The sequence below is a fragment of the Pseudomonas sp. PA-6-3C genome, from assembly GCF_021605825.1.
Lineage (GTDB): Bacteria > Pseudomonadota > Gammaproteobacteria > Pseudomonadales > Pseudomonadaceae > Aquipseudomonas > Aquipseudomonas edaphica.
In genome coordinates, this window is record NZ_WKDV01000018.1 from 1 (window position 1) to 22,731 (window position 22,731).

At 60.2% G+C, this 22,731-nt stretch carries 21 protein-coding genes; 13 read left to right on the forward strand and 8 right to left on the reverse strand.

What is annotated here, in order from left to right; genetic code table 11:
- Positions 1-203: 203 nt before the first annotated feature.
- On the reverse strand, positions 204-1,580 hold the full coding sequence (locus GIW48_RS14055; RefSeq protein WP_003213894.1) for a glutamine synthetase family protein: 1,377 nt from the start codon (positions 1,578-1,580) through the stop codon (positions 204-206).
- Positions 1,581-1,858: 278 nt separating this feature from the next.
- Between GIW48_RS14055 and GIW48_RS14060 the strand changes: the two genes are divergently transcribed.
- The 8 genes from GIW48_RS14060 to GIW48_RS14095 all read left to right on the forward strand — a co-directional run bounded on the left by GIW48_RS14060 (position 1,859) and on the right by GIW48_RS14095 (position 11,015).
- Positions 1,859-2,638, forward strand: coding sequence for a gamma-glutamyl-gamma-aminobutyrate hydrolase family protein (locus tag GIW48_RS14060; RefSeq protein ID WP_017139535.1), 780 nt, complete (start codon positions 1,859-1,861; stop codon positions 2,636-2,638).
- A gap of 39 nt (positions 2,639-2,677) precedes the next feature.
- Positions 2,678-4,036 (forward strand): glutamine synthetase family protein, encoded by a 1,359-nt coding sequence (locus tag GIW48_RS14065; protein WP_017139534.1) that lies wholly within the window; start codon positions 2,678-2,680, stop codon positions 4,034-4,036.
- A gap of 59 nt (positions 4,037-4,095) precedes the next feature.
- Entirely contained in the window at positions 4,096-5,460 is a 1,365-nt protein-coding gene (locus GIW48_RS14070; RefSeq protein WP_236460568.1) for an aspartate aminotransferase family protein, read from the forward strand.
- 195 nt (positions 5,461-5,655) lie between these two features.
- Complete coding sequence (locus GIW48_RS14075; protein WP_026013874.1) at positions 5,656-6,750, forward strand: polyamine ABC transporter substrate-binding protein; 1,095 nt, start codon at positions 5,656-5,658, stop codon at positions 6,748-6,750.
- A gap of 164 nt (positions 6,751-6,914) precedes the next feature.
- Positions 6,915-8,009, forward strand: coding sequence for a polyamine ABC transporter substrate-binding protein (locus GIW48_RS14080; protein ID WP_017139531.1), 1,095 nt, complete (start codon positions 6,915-6,917; stop codon positions 8,007-8,009).
- 65 nt (positions 8,010-8,074) lie between these two features.
- Positions 8,075-9,217: an ABC transporter ATP-binding protein gene (locus GIW48_RS14085; RefSeq protein WP_236460566.1), complete on the forward strand. Its 1,143-nt coding sequence runs from the start codon at positions 8,075-8,077 to the stop codon at positions 9,215-9,217.
- Positions 9,214-10,134 (forward strand): ABC transporter permease subunit, encoded by a 921-nt coding sequence (locus GIW48_RS14090; RefSeq protein WP_017139530.1) that lies wholly within the window; start codon positions 9,214-9,216, stop codon positions 10,132-10,134. The genes GIW48_RS14085 and GIW48_RS14090 overlap by 4 nt, the downstream gene beginning before the upstream one ends.
- Entirely contained in the window at positions 10,131-11,015 is an 885-nt protein-coding gene (locus GIW48_RS14095) for an ABC transporter permease subunit (protein WP_056860728.1), read from the forward strand. The genes GIW48_RS14090 and GIW48_RS14095 overlap by 4 nt, the downstream gene beginning before the upstream one ends.
- Before the next feature lie 131 nt (positions 11,016-11,146).
- Here GIW48_RS14095 and GIW48_RS14100 read toward each other — a convergent pair whose 3' ends face one another.
- On the reverse strand, positions 11,147-11,788 hold the full coding sequence (locus GIW48_RS14100; protein ID WP_053258547.1) for an HD domain-containing protein: 642 nt from the start codon (positions 11,786-11,788) through the stop codon (positions 11,147-11,149).
- 256 nt (positions 11,789-12,044) lie between these two features.
- On the opposite strand from GIW48_RS14100, the gene GIW48_RS14105 reads away from it, so the two are divergent.
- Positions 12,045-13,010 carry a GlxA family transcriptional regulator gene (locus GIW48_RS14105; protein ID WP_017139527.1) on the forward strand — a complete coding sequence of 322 codons (966 nt, stop codon included), beginning with the start codon at positions 12,045-12,047 and terminating at the stop codon, positions 13,008-13,010.
- Here GIW48_RS14105 and GIW48_RS14110 read toward each other — a convergent pair.
- The gene (locus GIW48_RS14110) at positions 12,988-13,341 is read right to left on the reverse strand and encodes a carboxymuconolactone decarboxylase family protein (protein ID WP_017139526.1); all 354 of its coding nucleotides are present in this window, start codon (positions 13,339-13,341) and stop codon (positions 12,988-12,990) included. The genes GIW48_RS14105 and GIW48_RS14110 overlap by 23 nt on opposite strands.
- 99 nt (positions 13,342-13,440) lie before the next feature.
- On the opposite strand from GIW48_RS14110, the gene GIW48_RS14115 reads away from it, so the two are divergent.
- Complete coding sequence (locus tag GIW48_RS14115) at positions 13,441-14,349, forward strand: AraC family transcriptional regulator (protein ID WP_236460565.1); 909 nt, start codon at positions 13,441-13,443, stop codon at positions 14,347-14,349.
- 106 nt (positions 14,350-14,455) lie between these two features.
- On the opposite strand, the gene GIW48_RS14120 is transcribed toward GIW48_RS14115, so the two are convergent.
- Positions 14,456-16,810, reverse strand: a complete 2,355-nt coding sequence (locus tag GIW48_RS14120; protein WP_236460564.1) for a penicillin acylase family protein — start codon at positions 16,808-16,810, stop codon at positions 14,456-14,458.
- 158 nt (positions 16,811-16,968) lie between these two features.
- Between GIW48_RS14120 and GIW48_RS14125 the strand changes: the two genes are divergently transcribed.
- Both GIW48_RS14125 and GIW48_RS14130 read left to right on the forward strand, forming a co-directional pair.
- The gene (locus tag GIW48_RS14125) at positions 16,969-18,075 is read left to right on the forward strand and encodes a GNAT family N-acetyltransferase (RefSeq protein ID WP_236460563.1); all 1,107 of its coding nucleotides are present in this window, start codon (positions 16,969-16,971) and stop codon (positions 18,073-18,075) included.
- Positions 18,072-18,950: a hypothetical protein gene (locus tag GIW48_RS14130; RefSeq protein ID WP_236460562.1), complete on the forward strand. Its 879-nt coding sequence runs from the start codon at positions 18,072-18,074 to the stop codon at positions 18,948-18,950. The genes GIW48_RS14125 and GIW48_RS14130 overlap by 4 nt, the downstream gene beginning before the upstream one ends.
- Here GIW48_RS14130 and GIW48_RS14135 read toward each other — a convergent pair.
- The 4 genes from GIW48_RS14135 to GIW48_RS14150 form a co-directional block, all read right to left on the reverse strand.
- The gene (locus tag GIW48_RS14135) at positions 18,928-20,145 is read right to left on the reverse strand and encodes a DegT/DnrJ/EryC1/StrS family aminotransferase (protein ID WP_236460561.1); all 1,218 of its coding nucleotides are present in this window, start codon (positions 20,143-20,145) and stop codon (positions 18,928-18,930) included. The genes GIW48_RS14130 and GIW48_RS14135 overlap by 23 nt on opposite strands.
- The gene (locus tag GIW48_RS14140; RefSeq protein WP_017139520.1) at positions 20,142-20,555 is read right to left on the reverse strand and encodes a DMT family transporter; all 414 of its coding nucleotides are present in this window, start codon (positions 20,553-20,555) and stop codon (positions 20,142-20,144) included. Before GIW48_RS14140 ends, GIW48_RS14135 begins: the two co-directional genes overlap by 4 nt.
- Complete coding sequence (locus tag GIW48_RS14145; RefSeq protein ID WP_026013873.1) at positions 20,555-20,911, reverse strand: EamA family transporter; 357 nt, start codon at positions 20,909-20,911, stop codon at positions 20,555-20,557. Before GIW48_RS14145 ends, GIW48_RS14140 begins: the two co-directional genes overlap by 1 nt.
- Positions 20,912-21,005: 94 nt before the next feature.
- On the reverse strand, positions 21,006-21,584 hold the full coding sequence (locus tag GIW48_RS14150) for a DUF6436 domain-containing protein (RefSeq protein ID WP_017139518.1): 579 nt from the start codon (positions 21,582-21,584) through the stop codon (positions 21,006-21,008).
- Positions 21,585-21,683: 99 nt separating this feature from the next.
- Between GIW48_RS14150 and GIW48_RS14155 the strand changes: the two genes are divergently transcribed.
- The gene (locus GIW48_RS14155; protein WP_170037056.1) at positions 21,684-22,625 is read left to right on the forward strand and encodes an alpha/beta hydrolase; all 942 of its coding nucleotides are present in this window, start codon (positions 21,684-21,686) and stop codon (positions 22,623-22,625) included.
- The last annotated feature ends 106 nt before the right edge of the window (positions 22,626-22,731 follow it).

Sequence of the window (22,731 nt, forward strand, 5' to 3'; positions counted from 1 at the left end):
GCAGAGCGCATTGTATGAGCAGGAGGGTGTGTTGTCTGCCAGGGCCTCATCGCAGGCAAGCCAGCTCCCACACTTTGATCTGTGAACGCATTCAAGTGTGGGAGCTGGCTTGCCTGCGATGAATACAACGCGGTCTACCGGAATAAACTCAAAAAAATGCCGCAGGCCATAAAGCCTGCGGCATTTTTTAAAGCAGCAACGGCTTACACCGTATGCAGATACCAGTTGTACTCAAGGTCGGAGATGGAGTGTTCAAACTCTTCCAGCTCACTTTCCTTACAGGCGACGAAGATATCGATGTATTTAGGATCGATGTACTTGGCCATCACCTCGCTGTCGTCCAACTCACGCAATGCATCGCGCAGGTTGTTCGGCAGGCTCTGTTCGTTCTGCTCGTAGCTGTTGCCTTCCACTGGAGCGCCAGGCTCGATCTTGTTGGTAAGACCGTGGTGCACGCCCGCCAAGACCGAAGCCATCAGCAGGTACGGGTTGGCGTCGGCACCGGCCACGCGGTGTTCGATACGCACGGCATCGGACGAGCCGGTGGGTACGCGAATGGCCACAGTGCGGTTATCCAGGCCCCAGCACGGCGAGTTCGGCACGTAGAACTGTGCGCCGAAACGACGGTAGGAGTTGACGTTGGGGCACAGGAACGCCATTTGGGCGGGCAGGGTCTCGAGCACACCGCCGATCGCGTGACGCAATGCGGCGTTCTGCTCGGGATCCTCGCTGGCAAAAATATTCTTGCCGTCCTTGTCCAAAATGGAGATGTGTACGTGCAAACCGTTGCCTGCCTGGCCTGGGTAAGGCTTGGCCATGAAGGTGGTGTCCATCTCATGGTCGTAGGCGATGTTCTTGATCAGGCGCTTGAGCAGTACCGCGTAGTCGCAGGCCTTGATCGGGTCGGCGACGTGGTGCAGGTTCACTTCGAACTGCGCCGGGGCACTTTCCTTGACGATGGCGTCAGCCGGGATGCCTTGCTCTTTGGCACCTTCCAGAATGTCCTGGAGGCAGTCGACGTATTCGTCGAGGTCGTCGATCAGGTACACCTGTGTCGAGTGCGGGCGTTTGCCGGAGATCGGCGAGCGGGGCGGTTGTGGGCGGCCGTTCACGTTCTCCTGGTCGATCAGGTAGAACTCAAGCTCGAAGGCGGCGCAGATGGTCAGACCGAGGTCGTCAAATTTGCTTACAACTTGGCGGAGCACTTCGCGAGGATCGGCGAAGAAAGGTTCACCTTCAAGTTCGTGCATGGTCATCAGCAGTTGCGCGGTTGGGCGCTTTTGCCAGGGTTCATTGCACAGGGTGTCGGGGATTGGATAACAGATTCGGTCAGCATCACCGATGTCCAGACCCAGGCCGGTGCTTTCCACCGTCGAGCCGTTGATATCCAGGGCAAATAAAGAGGCAGGCAGGTTAATGCCCTTCTCGTAAACCTTGTGGAGGCTGGTGCGTTCGATGCGCTTACCGCGCACCACACCATTCATATCCGCAATTAGAAGGTCTACGTACAGAACCTCAGGATGATCCTTAAGGAACGCGTTCGCTTCGTTAAGCTGAACGGCACGCGGGGGTACCGACATGATGCAACACCTTTGTTGTTAAAAATATCAATCATTGATCTTTTCTGGTTTCAGTCAACCCGAACGGCATGCCGAAGTCAAGCGAGGCCTTTTTTGCCCTAAAAAAGCGCCTTGAGGCCTTTTTTGGGGCTTTTTGGGGCGGTTTTTTGGGTTTGAAGGGCTTGGGACTAGCAGGCTAAAGCGGGCCGTGTTGTATTTTTTACGGGGGTGTTGTGTAAAAAAATGAACAAGGCTAAGCTCGATTCAAACCCATAACAGCAATAATACCGGGGTGCTTCATGTCTCGCCTGCCGTTAATCGGCGTCACCGCCTGCTCCAAACAGGTCGGTTTGCATGCTTATCACATCAGTGGCGACAAATACGTCCGTGCAGTCGCAGTCGCTGCCAAGGGCTTGCCATTGATCATTCCATCCTTGGGTGATCTGCTCGACCCGGCCAATATTCTTGACGGCCTGGATGGCATTCTCTTTACCGGCTCCCCGTCCAATATCGAACCCTTTCACTACGATGGTCCGGCCAGCGCGCCCGGGACTGCTCATGATTCTGCACGCGACCAGACCACCCTGCCGTTGCTGCGCGCCGCGATTGCGGCCGGCGTGCCGGTGCTGGGCATCTGCCGTGGCTTTCAGGAAATGAACGTGGCGTTCGGCGGCAGCCTGCACCAGAAGGTTCATGAAGTACCGGGCATGATGGATCACCGCGAAGACGAGACCCAGCCGCTGGAAGTCCAGTACGGCCCGGCGCACGCCGTGGCGATTACCCCCAATGGGGTATTGGCAGGCCTGGGTTTGCCGCCGACGATCCAGGTCAACTCGATTCATAGCCAGGGCGTTGATCGCCTGGCGCCGGGTATGCAGGTCGAAGCGACCGCACCCGATGGGTTGATCGAAGCTTTTTCTTACACGTCGGGCAAGGCTTTTGCTTTAGGAGTGCAATGGCACCCCGAATGGCAGGTAAGCTCTAACCCGCACTACCTCGCGATCTTCCAGGCCTTTGGCTCGGCTTGTCGAAAGCGGGCGATGCAACGCGACGCGGATGCTGCGTCAACCAACGCCTGACCTTTAATGGATGTCAGGAAACACAGCCCAGAGGCATTTATGAGTAACAACCTCGACCAGCTCACCGATTGGTTGAAAGACCACAAGATCACAGAAGTCGAATGCATGATTGGCGACCTCACGGGCATCACCCGGGGCAAGATCTCGCCGACCAACAAGTTCATCGCCGAAAAAGGCATGCGCCTGCCCGAGAGCGTTCTGTTGCAGACCGTGACCGGCGACTATGTCGAAGACGACATCTATTACGAATTGCTCGACCCGGCCGACATCGACATGATCTGCCGCCCCGACCAGAACGCGGTATTCCTGGTGCCTTGGGCCATCGAGCCCACCGCCCAGGTGATCCACGACACCTACGACAAACAAGGCAACCCCATCGAGCTGTCGCCGCGCAACGTGCTCAAGAAGGTACTCAAGCTCTATTCCGACCGGGGCTGGCAGCCGATCGTGGCGCCGGAGATGGAGTTCTACCTGACCAAGCGCTGCGAAGACCCGGACTTCCCGTTGCAACCGCCGATTGGCCGTTCCGGTCGCCCGGAGACGGGCCGTCAATCCTTCTCTATAGAAGCCGCCAACGAATTCGACCCGTTGTTCGAAGACGTCTACGACTGGTGCGAACTGCAGGAGCTGGACCTCGACACGCTGATTCACGAGGACGGCACGGCGCAGATGGAAATCAACTTCCGTCACGGCGATGCTTTGTCCCTGGCCGACCAGATTCTGGTGTTCAAGCGCACCATGCGTGAAGCCGCGCTCAAGCACAACGTGGCCGCCACCTTTATGGCCAAGCCGATGACCGGCGAGCCGGGCAGCGCGATGCACCTGCACCAGAGCATCATCGACATCGCCACCGGCAAGAACGTCTTCTCTAATGAAGACGGGACCATGAGCCAGCTGTTCCTGAACCACATTGGCGGCCTGCAGAAATTCATCCCTGAATTGCTGCCGCTGTTTGCCCCCAACGTGAACTCGTTCCGCCGCTTCCTGCCCGACACCTCGGCGCCGGTTAACGTGGAGTGGGGTGAAGAGAACCGCACCGTGGGCCTGCGTGTACCGGATGCCGGCCCGCAGAACCGCCGTGTCGAAAACCGCCTGCCAGGCGCCGATGCCAACCCGTACCTGGCGATTGCCGCCAGCTTGCTGTGTGGCTACATCGGCATGGTCGAAGGCCATAACCCCAGCGCACCTGTAGTGGGTCGTGGTTACGAGCGCCGCAACCTGCGCCTGCCGTTGACCATCGAAGACGCCCTGGAGCGCATGGAAAACAGCAAGACCATCGAGAAGTACCTGGGGCAGAAATTCATCACAGGCTACGTCGCGGTCAAGCGGGCCGAGCATGAAAACTTCAAGCGCGTGATCAGTTCGTGGGAGCGGGAATTCCTGCTCTTCGCCGTCTGATGCGCCGGGCGCGCGGGGCAACCCGCGCGCCCTTCACCGAAAAAGTCTAGGAGACCGGTATGTCCAGCAACAACCCGCAAACCCGTGAATGGCAAGCCTTGAGCAATGATCACCACCTGGCGCCGTTCAGCGACTTCAAGCAATTGAAAGAGAAAGGCCCACGGATCATCACCAAAGCCCACGGCGTTTACCTGTGGGACAGCGAAGGCAACAAGATCCTCGACGGCATGGCCGGCCTGTGGTGCGTGGCGATCGGTTACGGTCGCGATGAACTGGCTGACGCCGCCGCCAAGCAGATGAAAGAACTGCCGTACTACAACCTGTTCTTCCAGACCGCGCACCCGCCGGTGCTGGAGTTGGCCAAAGTCATTGCCGATGTCGCGCCTGCCGGCATGAACCACGTGTTCTTTACCGGTTCCGGCTCCGAAGGCAACGACACCATGCTGCGCATGGTCCGCCACTACTGGGCGGTCAAGGGCCAGCCGAACAAGAAAACCATCATCAGCCGCAAGAATGGCTACCACGGTTCCACCGTGGCCGGCGCGAGCCTGGGCGGCATGACCTATATGCATGAACAGGGCGACCTGCCGATTCCGGGCATCACCCACATCGCCCAGCCGTATTGGTATGGCGAAGGCGGCGACATGAGCCCGGAAGAGTTCGGGATCTGGGCTGCCAATCAGTTGGAAGAAAGGATTCTGGAACTGGGCGTGGACAACGTCGGTGCCTTTATTGCCGAGCCGATCCAGGGTGCCGGTGGCGTGATCGTGCCGCCTGAGACCTACTGGCCGCGCATCAAGGAAATCCTCGCCAAGTACGACATCCTGTTCGTCGCCGACGAAGTGATCTGCGGTTTTGGCCGCACCGGTGAGTGGTTTGGCAGTGATTTCTACGACCTCAAGCCCCACATGATGACCATCGCCAAAGGCCTGACCTCGGGTTACATCCCCATGGGCGGCTTGATCGTGCATGACGACGTGGTTGCCGTGCTCAATGAAGGCGGCGATTTCAACCACGGCTTCACCTATTCCGGTCACCCGGTGGCCGCCGCCGTGGCCCTGGAAAACATCCGCATCATGCGTGATGAAAAAATCATTAAGCGGGTGCACGAAGAAGCGGCACCGTATTTGCAGAAACGTCTGAGGGAACTGGCTGATCACCCGCTGGTGGGTGAAGTGCGCGGTGTGGGCATGCTCGGGGCGATTGAGCTGGTGCAGGACAAGGCCACGCGCAAACGTTACGAAGGCCGTGGTGTGGGCATGATCTGCCGCACGTTCTGCTTCGAGAATGGCCTGATCATGCGCGCCGTGGGCGACACCATGATCATTTCGCCGCCGCTGGTGATCAGCAACGCGGAAATCGACGAGCTGGTGACCAAGGCTCGCCACTGCCTGGACCTGACTTTGGCGGCATTGCAGGGCTAAGTGCTAGGCTCAGAACGCAGCGGCTTTCGGGCGCTGCATTCTGAGCAGCTATAAATGAGGCTTTGGTTGAAAGCCGGCCTCGGAACTTGCCAGACTGTCGCCCTGTTTTGTTGCCCTTTAGACGGGCCGCTTAACACTGTAAGAACGTGGCCCAAAAAAGAAAAATTGGAGCATCACCAAATGAAGGCATTAGGTTTGAAGAACGCTGGCAAGACCCTCCTCGCCTTGTCCCTGTTGGGCGCAATGGCGGGCGCGGCCCAGGCAGACGATAAAGTCCTGCACGTGTACAACTGGTCCGACTACATTGCACCGGACACCATCGCCAACTTTGAAAAAGAGTCGGGCATCAAGGTGGTGTACGACGTTTTTGACAGCAACGAGACCCTCGAAGCCAAGTTGCTGGCAGGCAAGTCCGGTTACGACATCGTCGTGCCGTCGAACAACTTCCTCGCCAAGCAGATCAAGGCCGGTGTCTATCAGGAGCTGGACAAGTCCAAGCTGCCTAACTACGACAACCTGAACAAATCCCTGCTCAAAGCCGTGTCGATCAGCGACCCGGACAACAAGCACGCCTTCCCGTACATGTGGGGCTCGATCGGCATCGGCTACAACCCGGAGAAGGTCAAGGCTGCACTGGGTATCGACAAGATCGACTCGTGGGACGTGCTACTCAAGCCTGAAAACATCGCCAAGCTGAAAAGCTGTGGTGTGAGCTTCCTTGATTCGCCAACCGAAATGCTCCCGGTGGCACTGCACTACCTGGGCCTGCCGACCGACACCCAGAAGAAAGCTGACCTCAAGCAAGCTGAAGACCTGTTCCTCAAGCTGCGTCCATCGATCGGCTACTTCCACTCGTCCAAGTACATCTCGGACCTGGCCAACGGCAACATCTGCGTAGCCGTGGGTTACTCGGGTGACATCCAGCAGGCCAAGTCCCGCGCGGCTGAAGCCGGTGGCAAGGTCAAAGTGGCCTACGACATTCCGAAAGAAGGCGCCGGCAGCTTCTTCGACATGGTCGCCATCCCTAAAGATGCCGAAAACGTCGACGCCGCCTACAAGTTCATGAACTACCTGCTCAAGCCGGAAGTCATGGCCTCGATCACCAACAGCGTGCGATTCCCGAACGGTAACGAGAAGGCTACCGCACTGGTCGACAAAGACATCACCAGCGACCCGGGCATCTACCCGCCAGCCGATGTGCAGGCCAAGCTCTACGCCATTGCTGACTTGCCGGCTGCAACCCAGCGTGAAATGACACGCAGCTGGACCAAGATCAAATCGGGTAAATAAACGTTGAAACCTGTGGGAGCGGGCTTGCCCGCTCCTGCACAAACCCGTTCACAAAAATTAAATGACAGAAAGTTTTGCCGGATCGGTTTATCGAGGGTAAGTTGCGCGCCGGTTTTGTTGCCGGGCAACAACTTTAAGGCCCAACTATTTAAGAGGACCTCCACTTGCCAATTTCTTTATTTCGCAAAGCCATGCTGGTGGGTGCAGGTATCACGCTGGCTGTGAGCGTGCAGGCCGCACCGACGGTGCATATTTATAACTGGTCGGACTACATTGGCCCGGACACCCTGGCCAACTTTGAAAAGGCGACAGGCATCAAGCCCGTGTATGACGTGTTTGATTCCAACGAAACCCTGGAAGGCAAGTTGCTCGCCGGTCGTACCGGTTACGACGTGGTGGTGCCGTCCAACCATTTTCTCGGCAAGCAGATCAAGGCTGGCGCGTTCCAGAAGCTCGATAAGTCATTGCTGACAAACTATGCCAACCTCGACCCGGCGCTGCTGAAGCGCCTGGAAAAGAACGATCCAGGTAACCAGTATTCCGTGCCGTACCTGTGGGGTACCAACGGCATTGGCTACAACGTCGATAAAGTCAAAGAAGTGCTGGGCGTCGACCATATCGACTCCTGGGCCGTGCTGTTCGAGCCGGAGAACATGAAGAAGCTCGCCACCTGTGGCGTTTCGTTCATGGACTCGGCCGATGAAATGCTGCCGGCGGTGCTCAACTACATGGGCCTGAACCCCAACAGCACCAACCCTGAAGACTACAAGAAGGCCGAAGAGAAGCTGCTCAAAGTGCGGCCCTACGTGACCTATTTCCATTCTTCCAAATACATCTCGGACCTGGCCAACGGCAACATTTGCGTGGCAGCCGGTTTCTCCGGTGATGTGTTCCAGGCCAAGGCCCGTGCGGCCGAGGCTGGCAAAGGCGTGAACATCGCCTACACGATTCCCAAAGAAGGCGGCAATTTGTGGTTTGACGTGCTGGCGATTCCCAAGGACGCCACCAACGTCAAAGAGGCCCACGCCTTCATCAACTATTTACTGCAACCTGAGGTGATCGCTCAGGTCAGTGATCAAGTCGGTTACGCCAACCCTAACCCAGGCGCGGACAAACTGATGGAGCAATCGATACGCACTGACGCAGCGGTTTACCCACCGCAGGCGGTTCTCGACCGGACGTTCGTCAACTTCGAGCTACCCCCGAAAGTGCAACGTTTAATGACCCGTAGCTGGACCAAGGTCAAGACGGGCAAGTAAAGCTCAAACTATCCAAGGTTTTGCCCGTCTTGGGCGAACCTCAAATTTTGTTGGGAGTTTCGTAAATGGCAGTTGCCTCCGGCGCCTATAAGAAAGCCCTCGAGGGCGACCAGACACCAAAAAAGGTGTTGGTCAAAATCGACCGGGTCACGAAGAAGTTCGACGAGACGATTGCCGTGGACGATGTGTCCCTGGAAATCAAAAAAGGCGAGATCTTCGCCTTGCTCGGCGGCTCGGGTTCGGGCAAATCCACCCTGCTGCGCATGCTCGCAGGCTTCGAGCGCCCAACGGAAGGTCGCATCTACCTCGACGGTGTGGACATCACCGACATGCCGCCCTACGAGCGGCCGATCAACATGATGTTCCAGTCCTACGCCTTGTTCCCACACATGAGCGTGGCGCAGAACATCGCCTTCGGCCTGCAACAGGACAAGATCCCCAAGGCTGAAGTCGACGCCCGCGTGGCCGAGATGCTCAAGCTGGTGCAGATGAGCCAGTACGCCAAGCGCAAGCCGCACCAGCTGTCCGGTGGCCAGCGCCAGCGTGTGGCGTTGGCACGTTCCCTGGCCAAGCGCCCGAAACTGCTGCTGCTCGATGAGCCGATGGGCGCATTGGACAAAAAGCTGCGTTCGCAGATGCAGCTGGAACTGGTGGAAATCATCGAGCGCGTCGGCGTGACTTGCGTGATGGTGACCCACGACCAGGAAGAGGCCATGACCATGGCCGAGCGCATCGCGATCATGCACCTGGGTTGGATCGCGCAGATCGGCAGCCCGATCGACATCTACGAAACCCCAACCAGCCGCCTGGTGTGCGAGTTCATCGGCAACGTGAACATTTTCGACACCCAAGTGGTGGACGACGCCGAAGGCCACGCGGTGCTCAAGTGCCCGGACCTGGACCGCGACATCTACGTGGGCTACGGCATCGCCACCTCGGTGGAAGACAAGTCGGTGACCTACGCGATCCGCCCGGAAAAGCTGCTGGTCACCACCGAAATGCCGACCTGCGAGCACAACTGGTCCAGCGGCAAGGTGCACGACATCGCCTACCTGGGCGGCCATTCGGTGTTCTACGTGGAACTGCCAAGCGGCAAGCTGGTGCAGTCCTTTGTGGCCAACGCCGAACGCCGTGGCCAGCGCCCAACCTGGGGTGACCAGGTGTACGTGTGGTGGGAAGACGACAGCGGCGTGGTACTTCGCTCATGAACATGAAGAAGTTCAAACGCCAACTGCAACGAATAACACCCGGTGGCCGGCATGTGGTCATCGGGATCCCTTTCCTCTGGCTGTTCCTGTTTTTTGCGCTGCCGTTCTTCATCGTCCTGAAGATCAGCTTTGCCGAAGCCGACGTGGCGATCCCGCCTTACACCGAGATCTACACCTTCGTTGAGCAAAAGCTGCAATTGGTGCTCAACCTGGGCAACTACGCGATGCTCGGCGACGATGAGCTGTACATCGCCGCCTACCTCGGCTCGCTGAAGATGGCGTTTTTCAGCACGATCTTGTGCCTGTTGATCGGCTACCCGATGGCCTACGCCATTGCCAGCGCGCGCAAAGAGATGCAGACCGTGCTGGTGCTGCTGATCATGATGCCGACCTGGACCGCGATCCTGATCCGCGTGTATGCGTGGATGGGCATCCTCAGCAACAACGGGTTGCTCAACGGCTTCCTGATGTCCATCGGGCTGATCAACGAGCCGCTGCAGATCCTCAACACCAACATTGCGGTGTATATCGGCGTGGTCTATTCGTACCTGCCGTTCATGATCCTGCCGCTGTACGCCAACCTGGTTAAACACGACCAGAGCCTGCTGGAAGCCGCATCGGACCTGGGTTCGAGCACCTTCAACAGCTTCTGGAAAATCACCGTGCCGCTGTCCAAGAACGGCATCATCGCCGGTTGCATGCTGGTGTTTATCCCGGTGGTGGGCGAGTTCGTGATTCCTGAACTGCTCGGCGGCCCGGAAACCCTGATGATCGGTAAAGTGCTGTGGCAAGAATTCTTCAACAACCGTGACTGGCCGGTGGCGTCTGCCCTGGCGGTGGTGATGCTGGCGATCCTGATCGTGCCGATCATCCTGTTTAACCGCAGCCAAGCCAAAGAGATGGAGGGCAAGATATGAAGCGCTTCAGTTTCTCGAGTTTCATGCTGGTAGCGGGGTTGCTGTTTATCTACCTGCCGATGCTGATCCTGGTGATCTACTCGTTCAACGAATCCAAACTGGTGACGGTGTGGGGCGGTTGGTCGATCAAGTGGTACGTGGGCTTGCTGGACAACACCCAGTTGATGGGCTCGGTGGCACGCTCTCTGGAAATCGCCTGCTACACCGCCGTTGCGGCGGTGGCATTGGGTACGCTGGCGGCGTTCGTGCTGACCCGTATCAGCCACTTCAAGGGCCGCACGCTGTTCGGCGGCCTGGTGACTGCGCCATTGGTGATGCCCGAAGTGATCACCGGTCTGTCGCTGTTGCTGCTGTTCGTGGCGATGGCGCAGATGATCGGCTGGCCCCAGGAACGTGGCATCGTCACCATCTGGATCGCCCACACCACGTTCTGTGCGGCGTATGTGGCGGTCGTGGTGTCGGCGCGCTTGCGTGAGCTGGACCTGTCGATCGAAGAAGCGGCGATGGACTTGGGTGCACGGCCATGGAAGGTGTTCTTCCTGATCACCATCCCGATGATCGCGCCGTCCCTGGCAGCGGGCGGCATGATGTCGTTCGCGCTGTCGCTGGACGACCTGGTACTGGCCAGCTTCGTGTCGGGGCCGGGTTCGACTACGTTGCCGATGGAAGTGTTCTCGGCAGTACGTCTGGGGGTTAAACCCGAGATCAACGCCGTGGCCAGTTTGATTCTGCTGGCGGTGTCGCTGGTGACCTTCCTGGTGTGGTTCTTCAGCCGTCGGGCCGAAGAGATGCGCAAGAAGGCGATCCAACAAGCCATCGAAGAAGCGGCGGCGGACGGTTGGCAGCAACCGGACAAGCGCCGGGCGCCTGCGCCGGTCTAACTGGCGCAACACGTAAACAATGTGGGAGCTGGCTTGCCTGCGATAGCGGTGTGTCAGTCGAAGGATGAGTCGACTGACATGGCCTTATCGCAGGCAAGCCAGCTCCCACATTTGATTGCATTTCAAGTCAGCTATGCAGCCCATGGCGATTTGCGAATCACCTCGACAAAATTCATCGGCTTGAACCCCGGCTCCTGGTCCACCAACACATCGGTCTTCACGTTGCCAAACGTGGTCTGCGGGCGATGGCGCAAGCCGTCGGCAAACGCGCAGATGATGCATTCCTTGAACCCTTCGCCGCGTGGATGCGCATGCACCACGGCCTCGCGCTGCACGCTGGAAAAGGCGGCGTAGTCCATGCCCAGCACATCCATCTCGACACCAGCGGTCACCAGCGCCACGGTCGGGCGCAAGTGCTGCGGTACACCCGGCGTGGTGTGCAGGGCAATCGACAGCCAGACTTGTTCGATATCGTCATCGCTCAGCCCGTAAGGCTTGAGGAATGCGGCCGCCGCGTTGGCGCCGTCCACTTCGAAACGCTCGTTGTTACTGCGATGGCCTTCGACCAGGCCCAGGTCGTGGAACATCGCGCCGACGTAAAGCAGTTCCGGGTTGTAGGCCAGTTGCTTGCGCTCACCGCTCAACGCACCGAACAGAAACACCCGGCGCGAGTGGTGGTAAAGCAAGTCGGACTCGACGTCGCGGATGTATTCGGTGGTGGCCTTGGCCAGAGCGCTGTCCGGGATCTGGATGCCTGCGATGGAGTTGCTCATGGTCGTTCTCCTCAACAAAGCGCCGGGGGTGGCGCCGATGAGTGAAGTCTGGTCGCGTGCCCGCGATGGGGCTATCGCGGCGAGGGTGCGATGTCGGCCAATGTGGCTCGATATCAAGCCACATGCGGTCAAATGTGGGAGCCGGCTTGCCTGCGATGCTGACGACTCGGTCTGTCAGTTAGACTGAGGGGAGGCCATCGCAGGCAAGCCAGCTCCCACAGGGGTTTATGTTCCTCCAGTAGAAGGTGTGTTGTTCATGGGCAAAACCGTCGCCATCCTGATCTTCCCCGGCGTCCAGTCACTGGACGTGACCGGCCCCATGGATGTGTTCTGCGAGGCCAACCGTTTCCTGCTGCCCGAAGACCATTATCAGCTTGAAGTGATCGGCCTGGGCCACGGTACGATGGCCGCCTCTAACGGCCTTTCATTGCAGGCCCATCGGCATTACCCCGAAGCTCTGCAAGCCTACGACTTGCTGCTGGTCGCTGGTGGCCCTCAGCTGCCCTTCGAGGATTTCGGCGCCCAGTTTGACGATTGGCTGCGCGGTGCCGCCGCCCGCGCACAGCGCTTTGGCTCGATCTGCAATGGCGCCTTCATGCTGGCGCGCGCCGGGTTGCTCGATGGCAAAACCGTCACCACCCATTGGAACGATGCCGCCGACCTGGCACGCCTGTGCCCCTCGGCCCAGGTGGATGCCGACCGTCTCTACGTGCAGGACGGTAATCTCTACACCTCGGCGGGCGTCACGGCTGGCATCGACCTGTCGCTGTACCTGCTGGCCCAGGATCACGGCCCGGAAGTTGCGCTGAGCGTGGCCAAGCGACTGGTGGTGTTCACCCAGCGCTCGGGCGGGCAGTCGCAGTTCAGCCCGTTCCTCACGCCCCACGCCGAAAGCACTTCGGCGGTGGCGTTGGTGCAGTTGTACGTGCTGGCGAACTTGACCGGGGATTTGACCATTGCCGATCTGGCCAAGGCGGCCAACATGAGTGCGCGTAATTTCTCTCGGGTGTTTGCTCGTGAGGCGCGCATAACGCCTGCCGAGTTTGTCGAGCGGGCGCGAGTGGACGCGGCGCGGGTGATGCTCGAAAGCAGCCCCGCACCGCTCAAGACTGTGGCCTATCAATGCGGTTTCCGTGACGCCCAGCACATGCGCAGTGTGTTCAACCGCCGGCTGGGCGTGACGCCGCAACAGTTCCGGCTTAACTTTGCGGCGCCGGTGTGAGCGTGTCGTAGGCTTCCAGCGCGCGCAGCGAATAGATGTACGCAGCACCGGCATTCAGCGAGATGGCGGTGGCCAGGGTGGCGGCAACTTCTTCTCGGGTCGCGCCGGCCTTGATCGCCGCGTCGGCATGCGCGGCGATACAGCCGTCGCAGCGCGTGGTGATGGCCACGGCGATGGAAATCAGCTCACGGGTCTTGGCGTCGAGTACTTGGTTTTCCTCGGCAGCCTCGCCCAGCGCCATGTAGGCTTTGACCATCTTCGGGTTGCTCTTGCCCAGCGCGCCAAAGGTTTTGTTTACGTTAGCAAGCAAGTTGGACCAGTTATTGAACATTGCGGTAACTCCTGAACGGGTTGGGTGTGAAGCCAGTCTGCGCGGTTCAGGTTTGGCGCTTTTGTTCGATCCACTCACCTTTTTGACCGATGCTCGCAAATGAACTCTATCGACACCCTGATTGCGTTGGCCAACCTGCGCGGCAGTCTGGATCTGCGCTGCCAGTTCCAGGGCGCGTGGGCCATGGACCACGAGCCTGAGCCGCTGGGCGTGGCGCCGTATCACATTGTGCTGGCGGGCACCTGCCACGCCGAGTTGTCGGGCGGCCAGCAGGTGACGCTGGAGGAGGGCGACATCCTGTTGATGCCCGGTGGCGCAACCCATTTGCTGCGCAGCCAGGGTGAGCGGATTCGGCCGGTGCAGCCCACCCTGATCGAAGGCGGTGTACTGCCGGTGTATCGCCTGGGTGGCGAACGGCCGGAAGTGGACATGCTCTGCGGCAACTTTCACTACAACCGCCAATCGTTGTTGCTTGGTGCGTTGCCGGAATTTTTGGTGGTATCGAGCCGTGAGTGGCAGGGCGATGGGCAGTTGGCCGCGTTGATTGCTTTACTGCGCAGCGAAGCGGACGGCCAGCAACTGGGCGCACGCTCGTTTATCGACGCGCTGTCGTCGGCCTTGTTCACTCTGATCCTGCGCACCTGGCTGACCCGCCAGGCGCCGGTGGCGGGCACCTTCGCTTTGCTCGCCGACAAGCGCCTGAGCAAAGCCTGGCAGGCGATGCTGGCCGAGCCCGGCCATGAGTGGACCATCGACAGCCTGGCGGCGGCCGCCACCATGTCGCGGGCCACCTTCATGCGGGCGTTTGTGAAAGTCGCGGGCGTGTCGCCGTGGGTGCTGCTGACGCAGCTGCGCATGGAGCTGGCATTCAACCTGCTGCGCCAATCGCGCCTGAGCCTGCTGGATATCGCGGCGCAGGTGGGTTACCAGTCCCAGGCGGCGTTCAGCAAGAAGTTCAAGGAAACCTATGGCGAGGCGCCGGGGCGGATGCGGGCGAACACAGACTAACTGCGATAGCATCAACTCGGTCTGCCTGATGGACCGAGTTGATGCTATCGCAGGCAAGCCAGCTCCCACACAAGCCAGCTCCCACATTGATCGGGTTTACAGGCTGTTACCGGGCAGGCAACAGCTTCAGCGTGCCACGGGTATTCGCCGTCACCTCTTCCTCACTGAAATGCGCCTGCTCGTACCCACCCTCGATATAGGTTTCCGCCTGGTCGCCATAGTGCGAGTCAAACGGCACCCCGCTTTGCCCCACGGGGTTGATGGTCAATGCATGGGCCGGGTCGGCAAAGTCGATCAGGCGCCGGGTCGACGGGCCATAGGTCACGGGCCACGGCGCAGGGCCGATCATGGCCGATTGGTTATTCGGCACTTCGTGGGTGCCGGGCGCCGGGAATGGGCCGACGTTGAAAATCTTGTCCAGTGGCTTCTGCATGCCCAACGGATGCCCATGGGTCAGGGTATGGGCCTTGCCCCACTGCCATTGCGACGGGTCATCGCCAAAGGTGGCCTTGAGGTGCGCGAGGCTGTTGTCCCAGGCGAGTTTTACCGTGTCCGCGCGCTTGCCGTTCCACCATGGCGAGTCCGCCGAGGCGGCCAGGCGTGGCAGTGCGGCGTCGATCACCCGCGTGGTGATCAGGGTTTTGAACATCGCATCGCCCAGTTTCGGGTGGAAGGCCGCGTCGGTGAGGTTGAACAGAAACTGGTTGAACAGCGTGGCGCTGGTGGAGTCCAGCGGGTAGTCGCCTTTCCAGCTTGCAAGCTGCTCCACCAGTTTCAACTGTGCCGGGTCCTTGACCACTTCACGCAGCACCGGCAACAGCGGCGCCAATAAGCGTGGGCCGTAGGCGGTGGTGGTGCCCAATTGCAAGGCCTGGCTGTTGTTCACGTCCCACTTCACGCTTTTGTCGCTCAACTGCGTGTTCAACTGCTGGCCGCGGTCGGCGAGGTTGTAGTAACCAGGAATCTCCATGCCAGTGGGCGAGGCCGGCTGGGCGTTGGCCGACACCACATAGCCACGGGCCGGGTTTTCTTCCTGTGGGTTGGCGCTGAACGGGTAGAAGCCCAGCTTGTCGGCTTGGGCGGTGCTGCCGTCGAGAATGAATGCCGGGTTCACGCCGGCCGGGCGGATTGGCAACTGCGCCGCCGCCCACCAGCCGATATCGCCCTTGGCATTCGCCCACACGATATTCAGGCCCGGCGCTGAAACCTTGGCAGCGGCGGCGCGCACTTTGGCCAGGGTGTCGGCGCGGTTGAGTTCGTAGAAACCTTCGAGGATCGGGTTTTCGGTGTCGAGGAACGCCCACCACATGGCAATCGGCGTGCTGCCGGCATTCTCGCCCAGCGCGTCATTGATGATCGGGCCGTGGGGCGACTGACGCAGGGTGAGCGTCACCGGCGCCTGGCCCTTGACCGCAATCTGCTGTTCGCTGCTGGTCATGTTGACCCATTGGCCGTGGTACCAGACCTGGTTGGGGTTGTCCGGGTTGACCTTTTCGGCGATCAGGTCGAGGTCATCGTTCTGGAACATGGTCAGGCTCCAGCCGAAATCCAGGTTGTGTCCCAAAAACGCCACCGGCACCAGTGCGTTGTGATAGCCGTACAGCTCAAAACCCGGCGCCGACAATTGCGCCTCGTACCACACCGACGGCACCGAGAAACGGATATGCGGGTCACCGGCCAGCAACGGTTTGCCGCTTTTGGTGCGGCTGCCGCTGATGGCCCAGGCGTTGCTGCCTTCGAACTGCGGCAAACCGTTGTCGGCCAGGGCCTTGTCGCTCAAGGTGGCAAGGGCGCCGAGGGATTTCCAGTCACTGGCGGCCAGGTTGAGGGCGCCCTTGGGTTGCCAGTCGAGGTCGAAGACTTTCAGGTAGTCGCTGCCGAGCTGGTCGCGCACGTAAGTCAGCAGCGGCTCGGTACGAAACGCGGCAGCAAAGCTGTAGGCCATATACCCGGCAACACTGATGGTGTCTTCGGCGGTAAACCGTCGTTTAGGAATGCCCAGCACGTCAAACTCCACGGGGCTGGCGTGGCTGTCCTGATATTGGTTGATGCCATCCAGGTAGGCTTGCAAGGCCTTCCAGGCTGCCGAGTCGTGGTCCATGTGCTCGACGTAACTCAAGGCGCGCTCGCGAATGCGCAGGCTGCGAAACAGCTTGTCGGTCTCCAGCACCTTCGGCCCCAGCACCTCGGCCAGCTCGCCACGGGCCAGGCGCCGCATGATTTCCATCTGGAACAGCCGGTCCTGGGCATGCACATAGCCCAGGGCGCGGTACAGGTCGGTCTCGTTCTCGGCGCGAATGTGCGGCACGCCACGGTCGTCATAACGCACCGTGACGGCGCCTTGCAGGTTGGCCAGTGTCTCGGTGCCCTGGCGGGTCGGTTGCTTGCTGTACACATACCAGCCAGCGCCGGCCAAGAGGGCGGCAATCAGGATAGCGAGCACGGTCAGGCTGCGTTTCATGGACGGTCCTTGAGTCAGTCACCTTGAAGGTCAACGGAGTCTAATCGGTTTGGCGAGAACTGCGGGAAATGCTGATATGCCGCAGCGACAGCCGAGGTTCAAGTGCCGAATGTGTCGAGTACGCTACTATTGCGCCGGTCATCTTTGAGCTTTTTTCCATGACTTGCGCCACGCAACCTACCCCAGACTCCAGCCGCCCCGAGGTTGCCTACGCGTGCTGCCTGGAAGCGCCCTCGTTGATCGGCCGGTTTTTGCAGCACCCGCCACAGGGCTTTGACGCCCGGCTGTCCGCCCAGGGCCTGCCGTACTTCTTCACGCCATTTGACCTGCTGACGACGGCTGAAGACGAGTTCGTGAACCGTGTGCGCGGTTGGCCCGGGTTTGGTCTTTGGAATGCGTGGCTGCGCATCGACAGCTGCTTTGTCGGCACCACGGTCAGCGAATATTCGCCATTGCCCCGCAACGTGCCACCCGAGGACCTCGCGCAGTGGCTGCAAGAAGAGTGCGCGCCGCAGCGCAAACTCACAGTCGTCAAAGATCTGCCCTGTGACTCGCCGCTGCTCAGCGATGCAGACAACCGCTACGCCCAAGCCTTGATCGAGGACTGTACCCGGCGCGGCTTTATCTGCCTCGAAGGCCAGGCGCTGGCCTATGTGCCGATCAACTTCAGCACCATCGACGAGTACCTGGCGCGTTTGTCCCACAGCCGTCGACGCAATATCCGACGCAAACTGCGCAGCCGCGAGGCGTTGCGGGTGGAAGTCCTGGACACTGGCGATGCGCGCTTCAACGATGAGGCGTGGCTTGCGCAGTTGTACGGCCTGTACAAGGCGGTGTACGACCAGAGCGAGATTCACTTTGACCTGCTGACCCCGGCGTTTTTCCGCAGCTTGTTGCAGGACGCCGCCAGCAACGGGCGGGTGTTCTGCTACTGGCACTGCGACGAACTGATCGGCTACAACCTGTGCTACGTAGAGGGCGACAAGCTGCTCGACAAGTACATCGGGCTCAACTACCCACAAGCGTTGGAATTCAACCTGTACTTCGTCAGCTGGTTTGTGAACCTGGAATACGCCGTGGCCAATGGGCTGAAATTTTATGTGGCGGGTTGGACCGACCCGCAGGTCAAGGCCAGCCTCGGCGCCGACTTTACCTTCACCCGTCATCTGGTCTGGATCCGCAACCCGCTGCTGCGCAAGCTCGGCAACCGTTTCCGTCATCACTTTGAAAGCGATGCGCAGTGGCAGCAGGAGAAACCCGAATGAGCCAGGACCGCGCGCCGCTGATCCTCGATTTCGACAGTGCCGTGAGTGATATTCCCGGCGCGATCACCTTGCCCATGCAGGCCTGGCAGGAAAAAATCCGCTTCGGTTGCCGCTGGGCGCAGTTCAAGGAGCTGGAAGCCGCTCTGCACGCGCAGATGCCCAGCGATTACGGCTGTGTGTTCACCGGCAGCGGCGATTATCACCACCTCAGCCAGCTGTTGCTGAACCGCCTGCCGACGCAGCAGAAATTCCAACTGATCATTTGCGACAACCACCCTGACAACATGCGCTACCCGTTCGGCATCCATTGTGGCTCATGGGTTTACTGGGCCAGCCGTTTGCCGCAGGTCGAGCATGTGCATGTGTTGGGCATCGGTTCCCAGGATATCGGCCTGGGCCATGCCTGGGAGAATCACTGGTCGCCGCTGCTCAAGCGCAAGCTGACTTACTGGAACGTCAACGTCGACACGCGCTGGATGAACTGGATCGGCGCCGGGCGCAGCAACCGTGCGTTCGGCAACGCCGATGAGCTGATGCGTGCATTTCTCGCGCAGTTTGACCCGTCACTGCCGGTTTACCTGTCCATCGACAAAGACGTGCTGAGCCCCGAAGTGGTCAACACCAATTGGGACCAGGGCGAGTTTCTGGAGCAGCATTTGAACGATCTGATCGACGCTTGCCAGGGCCGGATCATCGGAGCGGACATCACCGGCGATGTGTCGGCTTACCACTATGAGAGCAAGTTCAAACGCTGGTTGAGTGCCTCCGATGGCCAGGAAGAACTGCCGCCGGCGCAGGTGCAGATCTGGCAAGCACAGCAGAACGAGCTGAATGGCCGGTTGGTGGCGCGTATCAATCAGGGGTGGCGACAATAGCTTTTAGCTGGGCGAATACGCGTTCGAAGTGTTCGTCCGTCAGCCAATGGCTGTTGCTGATCGACAGTGTGCGGCTGGCAAACGCCTGGGCCTGGCTAATGTCGCCGCCCGGTTGCAGCAAAGGGGCGACGGCGGGGTAGTCCGGCAAGGTGTGGATAAACAGGCGGGTCACGCCGAGCCCGGATGTCCACAGTTGCGCCATGGCGGCATCACGCGCCTGCGCGGTCGGCATCAGCACCATCAAAAACGGCCAGGTGCCTTGCTGCCCCAGCCGGTCCATGATCACCGCGACGCCGGGTAAGTCATTCAAGCGCGCCGCCCGGCGTAAGGCGCGGGTACGGCCTTGTTGCAAGTAGTCAGGCAAGCGCGCCAGTGCGGCAGCACCGACCTTCTGCCGATAACCGCCGAGGCGGTGCAGCGGGATATCGTTGACCGAAAAATCATCACCCACGGCGGCCACTTCATCACCCTGTGCCAGCGCCGTGCGCAAGGCGTTGCCATACACGTAGTGCAAGCCGCGCGGTTGGTAAAGCAGCGCGTAACCCCAGAGTTCGGCACTGCGTTGCAGCTCCCAGCGCAGGCTCAAGGGCAGGTCTTGCGTGCACTGGCGGTGCAATGCCTGATGCAGCACCGGGTCGCGGCTGAACAGCACGCCGCCTTCGGCTGTGGTCAGGCCTTTGCCCAGCGCCAGGCTGAAAAACCCCACATCGCCTTTGAGCCCGACGCTGCGGCCATCGTCGAGGGCGCCGAGGGCTTGTGCGGCGTCTTCGATGACGGCGGCACCGACTGATTCGGCAATACGCTTGGCGGCGTCCACATCCGCCACGCGCCCGGCCAGGTGGGTGACCACCACGGCCAGGGTACTGTCGTCGCACAGCTGCTTGAGGTGTTGCTCGTCGAGGTCAATGCTGCCGGGCTGCAAATCACAGGGCACCACCCGCAACGGCGGGCAGTAATGCGCGGCCAATGCCACCAGCGGGCAGGTGTACGCCGGCACAATCAGCCGGGTGCGGCCGGGCATGCGCTGCTGCAACACGCGCAGGGCGATGATCAGCGCGGCGGTGCCGGAGCAGGGCAGTGCAGGCAGTGGAATCGAAAACTGGCGGGCCAGCGACTGGGCGAGGTCGCCCGATAAACTGAGCAAGTCCCGCCCGCGCAAGGGCAGGCCGGCGGTGGGCGGGATTTCTTTGTTCATGACACCAGTGGCTGCGAAGGTTCGGCCTCGACGGTTTTGCTCTCTTTGTCTTCACTGCGCGCCAGGCACAGGATGCCCGCGATGATCAGTGCGCCGCCGATGATTTTCGGCCAGGTCAGGGTGTCATCGAACAGCCAGACCGAGATCAGCGTCACGCTGATCAGCTCCAGGTGCGAGGCGGCAAATGCCGGGCCTACCGGCGCGTATTTGAGCAAGGTCATCCAGGTAAAAAACGCGCCGATATAGCCGACAAAGGCGCCGTAGATCCACGGTGCGCCAAACACCCGGGCCAGCCACGCGACGTCCATGGTCAACGGTTCGGCATGCACCGAGGCAAATTTGAAACTGACCTGCGCCAAGGTGTCGAAAATGATCAGCGCGAGAAAACCCAGGATATAAAAACGTTTCATCATTCAAACCCTACGACGGTCACGCCACAGGCGATCAGCATGATGCCGATCAACCGCCATTTGCTCAGGCTTTCCTTGAACAGGAAACGCCCGGCAATCATGATCACCACGATGTTGATCGAACCCAGCATCACGCCGACCGACAACGGTACCAGCGTCAGGAACGCCAGCCACAACACGAATTCGAAGACATAGCAGATCACCCCCAGCCAGATCCACGGGCGCTTGAGCATGTGTTTCCAGTGGGCGAGGCCGTCATGCTCGGCGCTGGCCGAGGCGGCGGCTTTGAACGCCAGTTGGCCGGACGTATCGACGATAACGTTGAGCATCCAGAGGATGATGGTTAACTGGCTCATGGAGTCTCGCGTCTGCTTGCAATGTCACTGGACGCTTACAATACAGGAGCCTGCCGGCGGGGTGACTGGAGTTTGCCGGTCGAACAGCCGGCGTTCAGTTTGACGCCTTGCTCCACTGGCAATAGCAGCCCACCGCCAGGGTGTGGGTGGCATCGACTTCGCGCCCGGCCTCCAGGGCTTTGAGGATAGGCTCGATAAAGCTGTTGCTCGAATTGCACGTCAGCCCTTCGCTGTACGGCCCGAAGTACGCGAGTTTGCCGCTGCGATCCCAAATGCCTACGGCCGGAGTCGCCGGCACTTGGTCGGCGCCGAGCAGGGCATTGAGCGGTTTCATTTTGCGCAAATTGTCGGGCAGTTGGCCGTGGCTGCCGGCCTTTTGCAGTGCATAGAACTCGACGCCCTGGGGCGCGTATTGCTCGATCAGTTCGCCCAGGTGCTGCTGGTTGCCGACGTTGCAGGGGCAGGCCGGGTCCCAGAAGTGCACCAGGCGAATCGGGCCTGGGCCTGCCAGTTCGGCGGGCAGGCGCAGGGCATCACCGGAAAACACCGCGGTGTGTTCGCTGAATGCGCGCAAATAGCGGCCCTGGAACCAGTCATAAGCCGCCCACAGCACGCCGGCGCAGATGACCAACAGCAGGCCGGCAAACAAGGCGGAGCGGTAGGGTTGTCGCATTCGGAACTATCCTCGAAGGTCGCGTAGCTTGCCATGCTTGCCCTGACAGATGAATATCGCAGCTCGATATTCATCTTCACCGTCAGTCTGGAAGCCTTTATGCCTGTGAGTTTTGACCCCGATCATCTGCGCGAGAGCTTGCGGCCACTGGTGGATGCGCAACCGCTCAGCGCCGAGGCGCGGGTCTACCAGCGTTTCTATGGGCTGGACCTGGCGGCGCGCAAAGTACCCGTCGTGAGCCGTTTGGGCCGTTTTGAAGTGGATGGCTTCCAGGTGGTAGCGCAGGTGTGGTGGCCGTCTGCGCCGGTGGCGACAATGTTCATGTACCACGGCTTCTACGACCATATGGGCCTGTACCGGCATGTGGTGGACTGGGCGCTGGATCAAGGTTTTGTGGTGATCGCCTGCGACTTGCCGGGCCACGGTCTTTCCAGTGGCGAGCGCGCCAGCATTGACGATTTTGCGGTGTACCAGGACGTGGTGCAGGCGCTGTTTGCGCAGGCCCACAGCTTGCAACTGCCGCAACCGTGGCACCTGTTCGGGCAAAGCACCGGCGGCGCGGTGGTGGTGGACCATTTGCTCAACCACGGCGCCGACAGCCCGGCCCAGGGCAAGACCTTCCTGCTCTCGCCCCTGGTACGGCCGCGTGCATGGGGTTGGTCGCAGGTCAGCTATTACCTGCTGCGCCCGTTCGTCAACGGCATTGCGCGGCGGTTCAGCGAGAACACCCACGATCCTGAATTCAAACCCTTTCTGGAAGCCGACCCGTTGCAGCCGCGCCAACTGCCGACCGCGTGGGTGGGCGCGCTGGCGCGTTGGATCAAACGCATCGAAGCTGCGCCGCAAAGCCCACGGCGGCCGGTGATCGTGCAGGGAGAGGAAGATATGACGGTGGACTGGCAGCACAACTTGCAGGTGCTGCGGAGCAAGTTCGACCAGCCGCAGGTGCTGATGCTGCCGCGTGGTCGGCATCACTTGGCCAATGAGATTCCCGAGATTCGCGAAGAGTACTTCAAATTCCTGACGGATCATCTGAAGTAACACCGTTCAAATGTGGGAGCTGGCTTGTCGGGTCGCCGCATCGCTGCGATGCAGACACCTAGCTGTATCAGGCACACCGGGTTGATGCCATCGCAGGCAAGCCAGC

What these genes read in the sequence shown, in the direction of transcription:
- GIW48_RS14055 (WP_003213894.1), bottom strand. Translation starts at nt 1,580, where the DNA reads ATGTCGGTACCCCCGCGTGCCGTTCAGCTTAACGAAGCGAACGCGTTC.
- GIW48_RS14060 (WP_017139535.1), top strand. Translation starts at nt 1,859, where the DNA reads ATGTCTCGCCTGCCGTTAATCGGCGTCACCGCCTGCTCCAAACAGGTC.
- GIW48_RS14065 (WP_017139534.1), top strand. Translation starts at nt 2,678, where the DNA reads ATGAGTAACAACCTCGACCAGCTCACCGATTGGTTGAAAGACCACAAG.
- GIW48_RS14070 (WP_236460568.1), top strand. Translation starts at nt 4,096, where the DNA reads ATGTCCAGCAACAACCCGCAAACCCGTGAATGGCAAGCCTTGAGCAAT.
- GIW48_RS14085 (WP_236460566.1), top strand. Translation starts at nt 8,075, where the DNA reads ATGGCAGTTGCCTCCGGCGCCTATAAGAAAGCCCTCGAGGGCGACCAG.
- GIW48_RS14090 (WP_017139530.1), top strand. Translation starts at nt 9,214, where the DNA reads ATGAACATGAAGAAGTTCAAACGCCAACTGCAACGAATAACACCCGGT.
- GIW48_RS14095 (WP_056860728.1), top strand. Translation starts at nt 10,131, where the DNA reads ATGAAGCGCTTCAGTTTCTCGAGTTTCATGCTGGTAGCGGGGTTGCTG.
- GIW48_RS14100 (WP_053258547.1), bottom strand. Translation starts at nt 11,788, where the DNA reads ATGAGCAACTCCATCGCAGGCATCCAGATCCCGGACAGCGCTCTGGCC.
- GIW48_RS14105 (WP_017139527.1), top strand. Translation starts at nt 12,045, where the DNA reads ATGGGCAAAACCGTCGCCATCCTGATCTTCCCCGGCGTCCAGTCACTG.
- GIW48_RS14110 (WP_017139526.1), bottom strand. Translation starts at nt 13,341, where the DNA reads ATGTTCAATAACTGGTCCAACTTGCTTGCTAACGTAAACAAAACCTTT.
- GIW48_RS14115 (WP_236460565.1), top strand. Translation starts at nt 13,441, where the DNA reads ATGAACTCTATCGACACCCTGATTGCGTTGGCCAACCTGCGCGGCAGT.
- GIW48_RS14120 (WP_236460564.1), bottom strand. Translation starts at nt 16,810, where the DNA reads ATGAAACGCAGCCTGACCGTGCTCGCTATCCTGATTGCCGCCCTCTTG.
- GIW48_RS14125 (WP_236460563.1), top strand. Translation starts at nt 16,969, where the DNA reads ATGACTTGCGCCACGCAACCTACCCCAGACTCCAGCCGCCCCGAGGTT.
- GIW48_RS14130 (WP_236460562.1), top strand. Translation starts at nt 18,072, where the DNA reads ATGAGCCAGGACCGCGCGCCGCTGATCCTCGATTTCGACAGTGCCGTG.
- GIW48_RS14135 (WP_236460561.1), bottom strand. Translation starts at nt 20,145, where the DNA reads ATGAACAAAGAAATCCCGCCCACCGCCGGCCTGCCCTTGCGCGGGCGG.
- GIW48_RS14140 (WP_017139520.1), bottom strand. Translation starts at nt 20,555, where the DNA reads ATGAAACGTTTTTATATCCTGGGTTTTCTCGCGCTGATCATTTTCGAC.
- GIW48_RS14145 (WP_026013873.1), bottom strand. Translation starts at nt 20,911, where the DNA reads ATGAGCCAGTTAACCATCATCCTCTGGATGCTCAACGTTATCGTCGAT.
- GIW48_RS14150 (WP_017139518.1), bottom strand. Translation starts at nt 21,584, where the DNA reads ATGCGACAACCCTACCGCTCCGCCTTGTTTGCCGGCCTGCTGTTGGTC.
- GIW48_RS14155 (WP_170037056.1), top strand. Translation starts at nt 21,684, where the DNA reads ATGCCTGTGAGTTTTGACCCCGATCATCTGCGCGAGAGCTTGCGGCCA.